We start from the raw sequence: 15,550 nt of genomic DNA, 5'->3' as shown, positions 1-15,550 counted from the left end.
AAAAACACATGAGTCCGGCTCATGTGTTTTTTTGCTACTCAGTTTTATCCTTTTCCAGAATCCCCTTGACGACATCCTCGATCGTCACCACTCCCAACGCCTTTTCCAAGGCAAGTTCAGCAACGGAAAAGATGGGTTCTATTGTATCTTGTATATTTCTTCCAACAGTGCATGCTGGATTAGGATTTTCATGAATTCCAAATAATTCTTTATCGGAGACAACGTTGACAGCGTGATAAACATCGAGCAAAGTGATATCCGACAATTCCTTGGCCAATGTCGCTCCGGCGATACCCGGCCGAACATTCACTAAACCTGCATTCTTCAGCATGCCAGTGATTTTTCTGATTAAGGCTGGGTTGGTGTTTACACTTTTGGCAATAAAATCGGAAGTGTTAACGCCTTCTTTGTTTATTTCTAAAAGAGATAATATATGGATTCCTACGGAAAAGCGGGTACTGATGGACATCTCTTTTTTCTCTCCTTTAAAATCTCTATTCCTATATAGTATAAATTATTTAACATGTAATTCAAGTGGTTACAAGTTATAATGACCTGCAAGAATAATATTTATCCATTAACCGTTTCCTTGTCAAGTCACGCCGTTGCTGCAAAGGCAAAAATAAAAGGTATGTGTAATTGACAAACAAGCATGGTGAAACTTATATTATAACGTGTAAATGAATCAGTTACAGGTGAAAGGTGCAGGAAAGGGGGAACTGAAATCGGCCGCCATGGCTGGATAAGAAATATCGACACAACTACAAGTGATGGAGGTATATGATGGCTAATAAAAAAAAGGGTAATCAAAAACAATCTTCAGCATTCACGTTTTGGATCATCGGGTTAATCGCTGTAATCATTATTGGCTTTATATTTTTAGCAAATGGGAAAAAAGACGAAGATACAGCCGTTAATGAAATCGATTATAAATCACAACCTTATTTGGGAGAAAAATCGGCTCCTGTCCAAATAGTGGAATTTGGGGATTATAAATGTCCAGTCTGTAAGACATTCGAGGAGCAATTCTTCCCTTCTATACAAAGTGAATTGATTGATACAGGAAAAGCGCAATTTTATTTCATGAATTATTCGTTCATTAACGTCGATTCAACCAGATCCGCTAAATTTGCGGAAAGTGTTTATCAGGAATTAGGCAATGAGACTTTTTGGGAATTTCATGAGCTTTTGTTCGATAAGCAGCCAGCTGACCTGAAATATGAAAAGCAAGATGTCTTTACGGACAAATTCTTAGAAGAAACATTGAAAGAAATCGCAAATGACAAAGAAGTTAAAAAAGTCGTTACCTCTTTTAAAGCCAAAAAGTCCGAGGACCAATGGAACAAGGATATGGAGTTGGCCGACGAATTAGGTGTTACTGGAACACCTTCCTTATTCGTCAATGGCAAGAAGTTTGAAGGAAATACAATCGATGATTTAGTGAAAATGGTTGATGATGCAGCGAAGGAGAAATAGTGATGAACAAGCCACTATTACTTTCTTGGATCCTGTCCATCATCGCCACTGCCGGAAGTCTCTACTTTAGTGAGATTCTCCATTATGTACCCTGCACCTTTTGTTGGTACCAAAGGATCCTGATGTACCCGCTCGTCATCTTATTGGGCCGGGCCTTTTATGAACAGGACCTGAAAATCTATCGATACATCCTCCCATTATCAATTTTGGGCATGGCGGTGTCAGGGTATCACTATAGTCTGCAAAAAATTCCAGCACTACAGCATTTCGAAATGTGCCAAAGCGGGGTTCCCTGCTCAGGTGAGTATATAAATTGGCTAGGATTCATCACGATCCCGTTTTTGTCCTTCATCGCCTTTACGCTCATCACAATCTGCATGGCACTGCTAATGAAAAAGAAAATCAGCATGTAATCAAGCGCACCATTCTAAAAGGAATGGTGCGTTTTTATATATATCGGATGAAAAATCAGGATATACCATCAAAAATCGGACTATATCGACGAAAATCAGCAATATATCAGCGGAAAATCAGGATATATCATCAAAAATCGGATTATATCGACGAAAATCAGCAATATATCATCGAAAATCAGGATATATCTCCGAAAATTGCAATATATCGACGAAACTGCGGATATATCAACGAAAATCGGATTATATCGGCGAAAAACAGGATATATCATCGAGAATCAGGATATATCTCCGAAAATAGCAATATATGATCGAAAATCGGATTATATCGACGAAAATCAGCAATATATGACGAAGCTGCGGATATATCATCAAAAATCGGACTATATCGACGAAAATCAGCAATATATCAGCGGAAAATCAGGATATATCTTCGAAAATTGCAATATATCGACGAAGCTGCGGATATATCATCGAAAATTGCAATATATCGACGAAACTGCGGATTATATCGGCGAAAAACAGGATATATCATCGAAAATCAGGATATATCTTCGGAAATTAGCAATATATGATCGAAATCTGATTTATATCGACGAAAATCAGTAATATATGATCGAAAATCGGATTATATCGACGAAACACCTCTAAATAATAAAGTTGACAAAACGTTAACTTGTAACTTATATTGTTACATGTAAGTAATTTAGTTACAACTAATATTTCAAAACAATATATAGGAGGAATGTAAAATGAAAATCGGTATTATTGGTGCGAGCGGAAAAGCTGGAAGTCTGATTTTAAAGGAAGCATTGACTAGGGGACATGAAGTTACGGCCATTGTCAGGGATGAAGCTAAAGTCCAAATTCAAGGAGCTTCCGTACTGGAAAAAGACGTATTCGATTTGAAAGCAGAAGATATTAAAGAATTCGATGTTGTAGTGAATGCGTTTGGCGCTGCTCCGGGGAAAGAACATCTGCATGTGGATGCAGGAAAAATCTTGATTGAAGCAATGAAAGGGGCTCCACAAACGAAACTTATCGTTGTTGGCGGAGCTGGAAGTCTTTTTGTTGACGAAGCAAAAACGATCCGTGTCCTGGATACGCCTGATTTTCCTAAAGAATATTTTGCAACAGCGTATAATCAATCCAAGAACCTTGGAGATCTGCAAAACGCCACTGACATCCAATGGACGTTCATCAGTCCTTCCGCCTTCTTTGATCCGGAAGGAAATAGAACAGGTGGGTATAAACTGGGTAAAGACAACCTTCTTGTAAACTCAAAGGGCGAAAGCTATGTAAGTTATGCCGATTTTGCCCTTGCAGTACTTGATGAAATTGAAAATCCGCAGCACATCAACCAGCGCTTTACCGTTGTTGCCGAAGCTGAATAATTTAGTGACGTCTCTCCTCTGGGGTGACGTTTTTTTTTACGATAGAAACTTCTGAATCGGCGCAGGCTCGCCAAGGAAGACCGTTGATGTATATTTCATCGCTGATGAGGATCAAAGAGCCGACGGTGGGCACCGATAGGGAAGAAGCCGAGTAATAGAAATTGAAGCAGGTGAGATGATCAATAATTGATAAGTCTTTAGATCTATGAGCTGTATGTAAGAAAATAAGGCCTTTTCCTTAAGAATCGGGGAAAGGCCTTAAATATTTTGGTTGCGCTTACAAATGAAGGAATTTTTTCTGTTAATATATTTACAAAAAACGAGTCTATGTTACTATAAAAAGGATGATTCAGAAAAATTTGGAGAGTTTTGTTGATTTATCCTAATATGAAGGAGTTACAATGAATGAAAAAAGTTAAAAAGGCGATTATACCTGCAGCGGGATTGGGAACCAGATTCTTGCCCGCAACGAAGGCTATGCCTAAAGAAATGCTGCCAATAGTCGATAAACCAACTATACAATATATTATAGAAGAAGCCGTGAAAGCGGGAATTGAAGATATAATCATTGTCACAGGAAAGAATAAACGAGCGATAGAAGATCATTTTGATAATGCGTACGAACTAGAGAATAACTTGATTGAAAAAGGGAAATTCGATTTATTGGAGAAGGTGAGATACCCATCCAATTTGGCTAATATCCATTACATTAGGCAAAAAGAACCGAGAGGCCTCGGACATGCTGTTTGGTGTGCACGTAACTTTATTGGTGATGAGCCATTTGCCGTCCTTTTAGGCGATGATATCGTGGAAAGCGATGTGCCCTCCCTGCGTCAATTGATCAACGAATATGATGCGACAGGTTCGTCCATCATTGGTGTGCAGCCGGTGAATGAGAGTGAAACACATAGATATGGCATCATCGACCCGCTTACGCAAGAGGGCAGGAGATACGAAGTGAACCGTTTCGTCGAAAAACCAAAACAAGGAACGGCACCATCCAACTTAGCCATAATGGGAAGATACATACTGACTCCGGAAATATTCGACTTCCTGGCCAAGCAGGAAACAGGGGCTGGCGGTGAAATCCAGTTAACGGATGCCATCCAAAAACTGAATGAAATCCAAAGTGTCTTCGCTTATGATTTTGAAGGGAAACGCTATGATGTCGGAGTTGTCGATGGCTTTGTGAAAACGACAATTGAATTTGCCCTGCAACGTCCCGATTTAAGAGACGACATTTTAAAAGTAATGGAAAATATCCTCGAAATGCACAAGGCAGTGGATAAGTGATCTTTTAAATGAATAGAGTAATTAGTTTAGAAAAAATCTCCAACTATTGATCATTCATAGTTGTTATTTTTGGTTACTGAAATGCAAACATAATTTTGAATGGTGAATATAAATCCATAAAAGGGGATGCCTATTTAGTGAATAAGAAGGTAATAAAAAGAAAAGTCGATTTCCTTAAACAGCCTATCGTTAATTTCCTATTAAAGGAAAATCATCAGCGTGTAAATAGATATGCAAAGTATTATGAGAAATTAAGCATTCAAAAAAACACCATTCTATATGAGAGCCGTGATGGAAACAGTATGACCGACAGTCCATACGCGATGTTTAAATATATGCTGGAAAATCAGGACTACCAAGATTTTATGCACATTTGGTCAATCCAGGATTTCAGTGTCCTCTCAGGTGTAATGGCGAAGTATAAGGATATGCCGAATGTTCAATTTGTTCAACGTAATTCAAAGGAATATTTAAAGTGGTTGGCAACAAGTGAGTATTTAATCAATAATTCCACATTCCAGTCTTTCTTCATCCCTAAAAGCGATCAGATTTACATCAATACCTGGCATGGAACGCCCCTTAAGAATATGGGCTTTGATATACCCGGTAACCCTTCGGTCTCTCAAAACGTTGTCAGGAACTTCTTGAGTGCAGATTTCATTTTGAGCCCTAATGCCCATACTACCAACATATTTACACATAGCTATAAGTTAAATGGATTGTATAAAGGTGAAATAATAGAAGAAGGATATCCGAGAATCGATTTGACGCTGAATACGAATCCGGGGGAGTATAAGGATTATTTAAGGACCCTGGGGTTGAAAATCAGTGATGCTAAGGAAAATATTTTATATGCCCCGACTTGGAAGGGGACGAACCTTGCCAAGGTGGATAATGATCTTCTTCAAATCATTGCAGATATTCATTATTTACAAAGTCAAATCGGTGAACAATATAACCTATTAATTAAGGTACATCCATTTCTATATAAAGAAGCGGCCAAGCATTCGGAAATCAAGGATCGGCTAATACCAGACCATGTGGATACAAATGAATTGCTTGCTGCAGTCGATTTGCTTATCACGGATTATTCCAGCATTTTCTTTGATTACCTTGTTACGGATAAGCCCATTCTATTTTACACTTGGGATACGGACGTTTATGCAGAGCAAAGGGGACAATATCTCCAAAATGACGAACTTCCGGGACCCATGCTTTTTAACTCAAAAGAATTGGCGCTAGCCATTAAAGATATTAAAGATGTGGAATTGAGATATTCCGATAAATATAAAAAAATGCAGGAAAAGTTCACGAACCATGAGGATGGAAAAGTAACAGAGAGAATAGTCAAAAATATATTCAATAAGTCTACGAAACAACTAAACACAATTACAGGGCTGGATTCGGCAAAGGAAAAAATATTAATTTATCCGGGCGGTTTGAGGGATAACGGGATTACATCTTCTTTCCTTAACTTAATGAATAATATTGATTATGATAAATATGATGTCAGCTGTTTCACGGCGACTCCTCACTCATACGAGGTTTTGAAAAATATGGGCAAGGTTAATAAGAATGTGCGTTTTCTATTCAAACCTGGCTTGCCTGTTTATAACATATTGGAAGTCTATAAAGATAAATTCATCCATAACAGAGGGGAAAGAGGTTTCTTAGGGAAGAAGCTTTACCCGGAAAATGCCTATATTAGAGAGCATGCACGTTTATTCGGCAAAACAAAGTTTGATTTTGTTATCGATTTTAGTGGTTATAGCCATTATTGGGCTAAATATCTGCTGGCGGCGGATGCAAAAAAGAAAGTTTGTTATATGCATAATGATTTGCTTTCTGATAGTGAACGCATCATTAACGGAAAGAGACCTCACCGGATTAATCTAAGAGGGATTTTTTCGGTATACAATCGATTTGATAAACTGGTAAGCGTGTCTGAGGGAACGATGGAATTAAACCGAAAGAATCTATTGGAGTATGCAGACTTCGATAAATTTGATTATGTAATGAATTCCATCAACCCAGATAAAATCCTTCAAATCGAGTCAAATGAGCCTGAAGGTAGTGAAAATGATGAAAAGGCGATGATCACAGAAAACTTCAAAGCGAGGGCGATTTTAAGGGATGTCAAGGATAATCCTGTTTGGAATACCCTTCCGGGAATTTCGAATGCCGCTCAATTTCCATTGGAAGAACGATTTGAAGGTGCTGAAATCGTGATTTCGAGGAAAACCTATGCTGATCAAAAGACTTTTTATAAATTCAGTCATGACAATCAAATAATAGGCTGGATTAGTGAAGAAGCTGTGGAGCTTCTGCCAGACAGCATTATTTATGAAAAAGAAGTGGATAAAATTGCAAGGTTAGTAAGACCTCGATCGAACTATATTTGGTCCTTGCCGTATAAAGTTGAAGGAACATACAAAGTTTCCGGCAGTCATGATTTTAAAGGGATCATTGTAAAAGTCGATAGGGAAGCAAAAACCCAGCATTCGATTTATAGCAGAATATCAGTAAAAGACAAGATCATAGGCTGGATAGATAATTCTGCTTTATCCGTGCTTGAACATTGTACAATCAATGAAGACATGAGCTATAATGACAAGCTGCAAATCATGATGAAAAGAAAATATATCATATCGAGAAACTATAAAAACAATAAAAAGTTCATCGATAAGATCGAGAATAGAACGCTGAAGGAAATAAACACCGGTAATCAGAAGTACGGTAAAATAACCAACCCGGAAGATCATACAATCTGGACGAAGGCATATCCGAACTACAAGGCTAAAAGAGTGAGCAAGGCAATCGATTTTGAAGGGCAAATCGTCAGAATCATCAAGTATAATAGAACCAACAAAGGCGGCTATTACCTTTTCGAAATCGATAATAAGAAAATAGGCTGGTTAAATACGGGGGCATTCGAAATCATAGAAGAGCCAATCCTGTTAAAAGAACGGGAAGTGCGCGGCACTGCCGAAATTAACTTAGGCGATTATCATATATGGGATAAGCCTTATGGGCTGCAAGATGCCATGGTCTTGGAAAATGGGCCAACCTTTAATGGCCGGATCGTTGAATTCGATAAAGAAGCGGTTACTCAACTTGGTACGTATGCCCATATATCATTGGACGGGATATCTATAGGCTGGATCGATAAACAGGCGTTAATCGTACAAGAGGTCCATGGGTTGGAAGTGAATGATCAGTTCGTTCCATATCCTGATAAAAATGATTTTAACTTTGTCAATATGGGAAGGTTATCACCTGAAAAAGGGCAAGATAATTTGATTCGTGCATTCGCAGGCTTTCATGGGAAACACAAAAATAGTAAACTGTATATTTTAGGACAAGGTCCTTTAAAGGAAGATTTGCAGGAAATCATTGATGAGCTGGACTTAAATCATTCGATTCATCTTTTGGGCCAGCTTGAAAATCCATTTTCGTTCATGGAAAAATGTGACTGTTTCGTTCTTTCCTCACATTATGAAGGCCAGCCTATGGTATTATTGGAGGCAATGACCTTAGGAATGAAAATCATGGCTACTGATATAGTGGCTAACCGGACCGTTTTGGAAAACGGTAAATATGGTTTACTTGTCGAAAATAGCATAGATGGACTGGAAAAGGGCTTATCTACCATGGTTAGTGATGATAATCCTAAACTAGCGAAGTTTGATTACACCCAATATAATGGATTGGCCATGGAAACCTTCAATAAATGCTTATAAAATGAGGGAGGTCCTTATAATGAGACCTCCCACTAATGACATGTATAGGTTGCGAGATTTAAAGATTCATTTAAGCTTAAAATAAAAGGGGTAATACTATATGATTTTGGTCGTTGGCGGTGCAGGATATATTGGAAGTCATCTTGTGAAAGAGTTAGTGAAAACTGAAGAGGTTGTCATTCTGGATAATCTCTCAACTGGATTTCGTTCGCTGGTTGATTCGAAGGCCACCTTGGTGGAAGGGAATTTAGGGGACGAAGCGGTCTTGAATGATATTTTCCTTAAGTATCCGATTAAAGCGGTCATGCACTTTGCCGCTAATAGCTTGGTCGGGGAGTCTGTTCAAGATCCTTATAAATACTATGATAATAATGTAGGTGCAACTCTTACATTATTGAATACCATGCTCAAGCATGATGTTAAGAATTTCATTTTTTCATCAACGGCAGCTACGTACGGGATACCAAATGTGGATATGATTGATGAAGATCAGCCAACGAATCCGATTAACCCATATGGCCGCTCGAAATTGATGGTGGAACAGATATTAGGGGACTTTGCAAAGGCATATGGACTTCATTATGTCGTCTTGCGTTACTTCAATGCGGCAGGAGCACATGCGTCAGCAGAAATCGGTGAAAGCCATGATCCGGAAACACACCTGATTCCAATCATTTTACAGCATTTATTAGGTCAACGTGAGAAGATTTCCGTGTTTGGTACGGACTATGACACAGAAGATGGCACATGCATTCGCGATTATATCCATGTAACGGATTTAGCCCAAGCTCATATAAGCGCGCTTCAAGCCCTATTATCCGGGAAGAAGGATACGGCCATCTACAATCTTGGGAATGGAAAAGGATTTTCGGTTAAGGATGTAATCGACACTTGCGAAAAAGTCACAGGAGTTAAACCAACAGTTGAGTATGCAGACCGTCGGCCTGGAGATCCAGCCCGCCTGGTTGCTTCGGCCAATAAGATATATGAAGAACTTGGTTGGAAAGCATCGATAAATTTGGAAGAAATCATTGAAAGTGCGTGGAAATGGCATAAATCTCAAATGAATTAATGGTCCCTTGGGACTCGGTAGTCATTTCAGGCTGTAGACAAACTCGAAGGAAAACGAGTTTGCCTGCAGTTTTTTTATTTGAAGAAGTTGCAGCTGTTTTCAGAAATCCATTGAGGTTTTTTTTATATAAAACAGCAAAAAACATGTAGTAAACCAAGCTTTGTTTTAAAATCTGGTGATAATTCCCACCGGTTTCTTTAAAATCTTGCTGTTAGTTCAGCTAGATATAAATTTTTTTAATTTGAAACCATACTGATTGGGAAAAGGAATATTATATTAACATTCTACAGATATTCCACAATAACTAACCAAGCTTATGGAAAATGTTGTAATAAGATACCTTATAAGTTAGTTAAAAAACAAGACCAAATTAGATTGGTCTTGTTTTTTTCTTTTTTTTAGCAGTGAATGTAAATGTCTCTTGTGAAGCATGTCCAATATTTAAATTAAAACTATTTATAAATTTAACATTTATTTGTATATTTTTTGGTAAAAAAGACCTACTATCAAATATTCTTCTATGTTATTGTCAAAGAGGTAAATATATAATAGAGGAGAAATAATATGGAAGAAATAGAAAAAACATCCAAGGGGATGCTTGTTAAAAGAATATCTGCTTTAACTGTCGCTATACTAATAATTTATTTTCTAACCTTGCTTCAAGTGAAGCACAGGAGAATACTGAAATAGTACAAAAGGAGATTACTAGTGTAGCCGTACTAGAAGATTTAACAACTACTAATATTACTAATCTGGATGAGGGAAAAGTAACAAAGGAGATCGCTGAATTAGCTGAAGAAATAGAATTAAATGAAGGATTATTGTCTGATGATTTTGACTTTGAAGAAGCTGCAGTGAACCTTCCTTCGATTCAAGAAATGACTAATGAGGAAAAAGAAGTGTTTAATCAAATAGTAGATGAGCAAGTCAATCTAATGGGGCTTGAAAGTAAACAAGATAAAAAAATGGTAGGCGATTTATTAACCAATTTTTTTGATGAAGAATCCGAAACTTATAATGATTTTGAAGCACTATTAGAAGAAACGGAGAAAGTAGAAGAAGTACTTGTAACAACTAAAACTGAAGATATAGGTAATACAACCTTTATTAAAGAAGAATACACTGTATCTAATGTATTAGAAATTTTAAGTGTACAAGAAGCAAGTGCTATTTCTCTTAATGGAAAAGTAAAAGTTACAAATAGAGTAGCTGGGGCTGCATTTAATGTAGTTCTTGGGCTTGTTGTTGGTGGTGGACTTGGTGCTATAACAGCATATATCAAACAAAAAGGTAAAAATGCTGCTAGTCAAATGTTTGGTAGAACACTTAAAACAAAACTAACTCAATGGGGAGCTCCTAAATTAGCTATTGCAGTTACAGGGGTTACACTTTACGCTGTAGCTTATCTTGATCCAGGTAACGCAATAGCTAAGAGGCTTGACAAGTTAGATAAAAAACCAAACAATGGCTATGTAGACATGTACTAATTGAATTCCTTAAAGGAGATATTTAAATGAAAGTTGTATTTAAATACTTAATATTAATTATATGGTTAAGCATATTCATCTACTATTTTACTGAGTATATGCCACATAATGTTTATTTATATTTGTTAATCATACCAGTTTTTATAATAAGTCACACAATAGTTAATAAAATATTCGCAACCAGTAAACGGCCAAAAATATAAGACTATAATTACGTGTGTCGCTAAGCCTTGAGCGACAAATAAAAAAAGGGGCGATCAAAAAGAAGAGATCGCAATCCTTGCCTGCGATTCATAATATGGGGGATTGCAAGTGAGATTCTTACTTGTCCGTAAAAAAAGTGGTGGAAGTTTAATCCCAAAACTTCCGCAACTTTTTTACTTTCTTCTTTGTCTTCCTATTTCCAATGTTTATTCTTTTAATTTCTTACTCTATACGGCAGTTTTCATTCTAAGCTTGAAGAGCTTTCTGGATTGATTTTTTCATGGCTTTTACAAAATTTTGGCGTGTTTCTTCGGGTAATTCCAACAGGGAGAGGTACGGATTTAAATCTTCCAGTTCTACTAATAAAAGTTCACCTTGCTCATTCCGACAGGCATCTACTCGTTGGATGCCCCAATCAAGATTGTTCCATTCAATAAATCGTTTAGCAAAAGCCAGGTCTGCTTCAGTAGGGGCATATTCTTTTAATTCCCATCTTTTTTCTTTATCAGGCGCATAAAGGGCGTACTGAAATTCTTTATCGATAAAATAAAAAGAGACTTCATACTCAAAGTTGATAAATGGCTGTACCAATGTGTTCTTTGATTTTGCATCCATTTTATCTCCCAATTCTTCTTTCGCGGCAAATTCCAAACCGATGGAATCCGCGCCATCTTTCGGCTTCACTATATACGTTTCCACATTGGGAAGTTTATTTAAAGATTCAAGTGAATCGATGGTCGGAATGACAGGGAAGTGGGCATTCGTCAGTTCAATTAAGTATTCCTTCCCGTTCATATCAGCCTTTCCATCAAATGAGTTGTATGTTTTCAAATAACCAGCAGCCACTCTATTACGGAATGCTAGATACTTGTCTTTAAAATTGGCTACTGGACCGGCATTTCGAAAGACGATCAAGTCAAAATCCTTTTCAAACGTTTCAATGTCTTCAGGATGGCAAAGTACTAACCGAAAATCCTCCCTAAGCTTCGAGGTAAGGAACAAATCCTCCTCATAATAATTTCTTCCTTTTGCCTCATAGTATAAATCCGTTACGAATAATAGTGTCTGCATGACTCCTGCACCCGCTTTCCCGATATTTTCATTGATTGGTTTACATACAAAAAAATCCCGTCTTATTAAGAACGAAATTTGAACTCGCGGTACCACTCTTGTTTAATAACAAACGCACATCCCATTTAACGGGGGGAAACCGGTAAAGCTTACTGAAGCTTCGGCTTTACTTCTCGGGGATGATCTTTGGTAGATTCTGGACACTGGCTTTCAGCAAAGCACCAGCTCTCTTTGGAACAGAACGATAACGTACTCCTTCCCTTCATGGAATTTTACAATTGATGAATTTGAGTAATTGTATAATAGTCAGAAAATAAAATCAATGGTTGTTCACTTACTATAGGACGAAAAAGGGATATGGATAGAGATATAGAATTACTATTAAATAGAAGCACCATTCATTTAATAGGAGATGTTAGATTTGAAAACGGTAAGGGTTTTTCATTACGATGCGTTCAGCAGTAAACCGAATAAAGGAAATCCGGCAGGTGTGGTTTTAGATGCGGATGGACTGACCGAAAAGGAAATGCAGGATATAGCGATGAAGGTGGGGTTCTATGAAACCTCTTTTCCGATGGATTCCGATATTGCCGATCTTAGAATCCGTTATTTTACACCGGGACACGAAATGAATCTTTGCGGACACGCAACAATGGCTACCATCCATGCACTGAAGACCAGGGGAATATTGGATAAAGATGAGCTGATGATTGAAACAGGAGCGGGAATATTGCCAATCAAGATCCATGCGACGGCGAATCAAGATATATATATTACGATGAAGCAGGCCGCGCCGCAGTTTGAAGCGTTTAACGGAGATAAAGGTGGCTTAGCCAATTCCCTCGGCCTTGATATAGAAGATCTTGAAAGTGAATTACCTATTGTTTATGGAAGTACAGGTTTATGGACTTTACTGGTTCCGGTAAAAGAAAGAAGTTCATTTAAAAGGATGAAGGCCAACAATAGCCTGTTTCCGCAATTATTAAAGGAAATGCCAAGAGCTTCCGTTCATCCCTTTTGCCTGGAAACGTACGATAGTGATGCCCATATGCATGCCCGGCATTTTTCCTCGCCCTATTCAGGTACGCTTGAAGACCCGGTTACAGGAACGGCTTCAGGTGTGATGGGCGCTTATTATGCAAAATACATAAAGGCTGATCTTGAAGATGAGGTGCATTTGTTAATCGAACAGGGGCATGAAATCGGAAAGGATGGCAGAGTTCGCGTTACAGCTACCAAGAACGATGGCACATACGATATTGAAATCACCGGTAATGCTGTCTACGTTAAAGAATTTGAAGTGGAAGTCTAAAGGTACATAATGAGATACAAGCCTGAAAAAGTATTTGGAAAAAACCCTGTGCTAAGACGTTACGTGTCTTAGCACAGGGTTCTTGTAAATCAGAAACATGTTCACGCAAATGATTGAGGTGGAAGCGACAATCGCTGTCCTTTAGATGAGGGTCACGCCGCTAAGATCAATCTTTGCTCCATGTAAAAAGTTGTAAGTGAGTTTATCCATCGAAGCTCCAGTAAAGTCGATTTTCTTTAAATCGGACATCCGAAATTGAACATTGATGAGGGTGGCATCGCGAAATGATGCCTTTCTCAATGAAGAGCCTTCGAAAATGGTTTGTTTGAAAGTTTCCCCATCGAATATAAGACCAGATAAATTACAGCTTTTAAAATGGGTTTTATTATAAATGCTGTTCTTGAAAGTTACGCCTTTTAAATTTGCATTTTTAAATAAGGTGCCAGTTAAATTGGCATTTTCAAAGGTGCAATGATCTAAGTTACTGTTTTTAAATGTGCTGCTCGTCAGGTCGGAATGGCTGAAGTCAGAACGGCTTAAATCGCAGGAATTGAACTTCCCATCATGAACCGAAACCGAGCGGAAGTCGGAATCCAATAAGCGATGCCTGGAATAGTCCATGCTTATCGCCTGCTCAAGCACATTGTATTGCAGATTGAGGGATTCCATGAGCTCTGATACCTCCCCAATCGAATCAACAGTCAGCTTGAACGCTTCCTGTTCACTGGCACCATTCCTTCTATGGTCATCGTATTTTTCCAGTAAGTTTTGCAGCAGTTCTTCTTCCAATTCCGTTGCTGTTTTTGCACTTTTGTACGGGGCAAAAATGCCATGAACATGTGCATTCAGTTTTTCAATCAAATTTCATCTTCCCTTCTTAGAGAAGGCGCTCAAGTATTCGCTTGGCCTGCTCCCAGTCATTTTTATTTTGGATATATGTGTTTTCCCCGATTGGGGTGATTTTGTAATATTTCCTTCTTCCGCCTTGTGTGGCATCTCCCCAATAAGAGATGATGCATCCATCCTTTTCCAGCCGTTTCAGGCTGGAATACATCGTCGCTTCCTTAATTTCATATTGCTCATTGGAATTCGTATATATCAGTTTGCTGATTTCATAACCATATTTATCGCCACTTTGCAGGAGTTTTAGAATCATCGTATCTACATGTCCGCGAAGCAAGTCAGAGGATAGTTGTCGTTGAACCAAATCCTCACCTCCTTTGGTATATCTTATAGTATATTACTATGACAGTCAAGGTAGTTTGGTTACTATTGATCATACAGATTTGGAGGGTTTATGAAAAGAAACATGCCAATTTTAGTGAATCACTGCATCGCATATACTTTTTAATTGTACTAATTTTCCAGAGGTAATATCCGCTTGGAAGGGATTTATGATGTTTCATGGAAGATGTATGTAAGGGGGTGGGGATGTTGAATAATTCGTGGAATAAAGTGATTTATAAATTTTGGTCGCCGGTTTATGACAAAATCTTCAACTCTCATCTCTTTTTAGATGCCAGGAAAAGAATGTTTGAAGAGCTGGATTTTCATGATCATGCAAAGGTCCTGTTTGTGGGAGTAGGTACGGGGGCCGATTTGGAGTTGATCAAAAACCTTGACCTTGAGATAACGGCAATAGACCTGTCGGCGGATATGCTAAAAAAAGCAATGGGGAAATTTGATGATGCATCGATCAGTTTCCTCGAGATGGATGCACAGCAAATGGAATTCGCTAATGAATCGTTTGACTATGTAGTGGGAAGTTTGGTTCTTTCCGTCGTACCTGATGCCAATGAATGTCTTCGGGAAATGATCAGGGTTGTAAAAGGCGAGGGGAAAATAATACTATTCGATAAGTTTATTTCTAAAGATGAACGTCTTTCAGTGCCCAAAAAGCTTCTGAGGCAAATCATTCGATTTTTAGGAACGGATATTGGCTTGAGGTTTGAAGACTTGTTCAGTGGACATGAGAAGAAAATGGAAATTGAAGAAGATCGGCCGATCATGCTGAATGGAATGTATAGAAAGATAATCATCAGTAAACGGTTGTGAGGACATCAGGATACCACATAGAGCTGAGTTTTG

At 38.1% G+C, this 15,550-nt stretch carries 14 protein-coding genes and 1 other annotated feature; of the genes, 10 read left to right on the top strand and 4 right to left on the bottom strand.

What is annotated here, in order from left to right:
- Positions 1-34 precede the first annotated feature (34 nt).
- The gene (locus tag MKX49_RS22095) at positions 35-469 is read right to left on the bottom strand and encodes an Rrf2 family transcriptional regulator (protein WP_048690112.1); all 435 of its coding nucleotides are present in this window, start codon (positions 467-469) and stop codon (positions 35-37) included.
- A gap of 314 nt (positions 470-783) precedes the next feature.
- Between MKX49_RS22095 and MKX49_RS22090 the strand changes: the two genes are divergently transcribed.
- From MKX49_RS22090 to MKX49_RS22055, 8 genes are all read left to right on the top strand, one after another.
- Entirely contained in the window at positions 784-1,476 is a 693-nt protein-coding gene (locus MKX49_RS22090; protein WP_048690110.1) for a DsbA family protein, read from the top strand.
- A gap of 2 nt (positions 1,477-1,478) precedes the next feature.
- Positions 1,479-1,889, top strand: a complete 411-nt coding sequence (locus MKX49_RS22085; RefSeq protein WP_048690108.1) for a disulfide oxidoreductase — start codon at positions 1,479-1,481, stop codon at positions 1,887-1,889.
- Between the two features lie 198 nt (positions 1,890-2,087).
- Positions 2,088-2,498, top strand: coding sequence for a hypothetical protein (locus tag MKX49_RS22080; protein WP_340877798.1), 411 nt, complete (start codon positions 2,088-2,090; stop codon positions 2,496-2,498).
- 143 nt (positions 2,499-2,641) lie between these two features.
- Entirely contained in the window at positions 2,642-3,283 is a 642-nt protein-coding gene (locus tag MKX49_RS22075; RefSeq protein ID WP_318292510.1) for an NAD(P)-dependent oxidoreductase, read from the top strand.
- Positions 3,284-3,688: 405 nt separating this feature from the next.
- The gene (galU, locus tag MKX49_RS22070) at positions 3,689-4,576 is read left to right on the top strand and encodes a UTP--glucose-1-phosphate uridylyltransferase GalU (protein ID WP_048690103.1); all 888 of its coding nucleotides are present in this window, start codon (positions 3,689-3,691) and stop codon (positions 4,574-4,576) included.
- A 137-nt stretch (positions 4,577-4,713) separates the two neighbouring features.
- Positions 4,714-8,316 carry a CDP-glycerol glycerophosphotransferase family protein gene (locus tag MKX49_RS22065; RefSeq protein ID WP_340877796.1) on the top strand — a complete coding sequence of 1,201 codons (3,603 nt, stop codon included), beginning with the start codon at positions 4,714-4,716 and terminating at the stop codon, positions 8,314-8,316.
- A gap of 100 nt (positions 8,317-8,416) precedes the next feature.
- A complete protein-coding gene (gene galE / locus MKX49_RS22060; RefSeq protein ID WP_323598556.1) occupies positions 8,417-9,388 on the top strand; it encodes a UDP-glucose 4-epimerase GalE in 972 nt (323 codons plus the stop codon).
- Between the two features lie 821 nt (positions 9,389-10,209).
- Positions 10,210-10,875, top strand: a complete 666-nt coding sequence (locus MKX49_RS22055) for a hypothetical protein (RefSeq protein ID WP_340877794.1) — start codon at positions 10,210-10,212, stop codon at positions 10,873-10,875.
- 450 nt (positions 10,876-11,325) lie between these two features.
- Here MKX49_RS22055 and MKX49_RS22050 read toward each other — a convergent pair whose 3' ends face one another.
- Entirely contained in the window at positions 11,326-12,150 is an 825-nt protein-coding gene (locus MKX49_RS22050; protein ID WP_340877793.1) for a hypothetical protein, read from the bottom strand.
- A 64-nt stretch (positions 12,151-12,214) separates the two neighbouring features.
- Positions 12,215-12,425, bottom strand: a binding site (T-box leader).
- A gap of 146 nt (positions 12,426-12,571) precedes the next feature.
- Between MKX49_RS22050 and MKX49_RS22045 the strand changes: the two genes are divergently transcribed.
- The gene (locus tag MKX49_RS22045; RefSeq protein WP_340877792.1) at positions 12,572-13,462 is read left to right on the top strand and encodes a PhzF family phenazine biosynthesis protein; all 891 of its coding nucleotides are present in this window, start codon (positions 12,572-12,574) and stop codon (positions 13,460-13,462) included.
- 141 nt (positions 13,463-13,603) lie between these two features.
- Here MKX49_RS22045 and MKX49_RS22040 read toward each other — a convergent pair whose 3' ends face one another.
- Positions 13,604-14,323 (bottom strand): pentapeptide repeat-containing protein, encoded by a 720-nt coding sequence (locus MKX49_RS22040; RefSeq protein WP_340877791.1) that lies wholly within the window; start codon positions 14,321-14,323, stop codon positions 13,604-13,606.
- Positions 14,324-14,339: 16 nt separating this feature from the next.
- On the bottom strand, positions 14,340-14,618 hold the full coding sequence (locus MKX49_RS22035) for a PadR family transcriptional regulator (protein WP_222620182.1): 279 nt from the start codon (positions 14,616-14,618) through the stop codon (positions 14,340-14,342).
- Between the two features lie 278 nt (positions 14,619-14,896).
- Between MKX49_RS22035 and MKX49_RS22030 the strand changes: the two genes are divergently transcribed.
- The gene (locus tag MKX49_RS22030; RefSeq protein WP_340878600.1) at positions 14,897-15,517 is read left to right on the top strand and encodes a class I SAM-dependent methyltransferase; all 621 of its coding nucleotides are present in this window, start codon (positions 14,897-14,899) and stop codon (positions 15,515-15,517) included.
- Positions 15,518-15,550 lie beyond the last annotated feature (33 nt).

This window comes from Peribacillus sp. FSL M8-0224, assembly GCF_038003055.1.
GTDB lineage: Bacteria > Bacillota > Bacilli > Bacillales > DSM-1321 > Peribacillus > Peribacillus frigoritolerans.
Note: the sequence above shows the minus strand (reverse complement) of the source record. Positions and strands in the feature narration are given on the sequence as shown.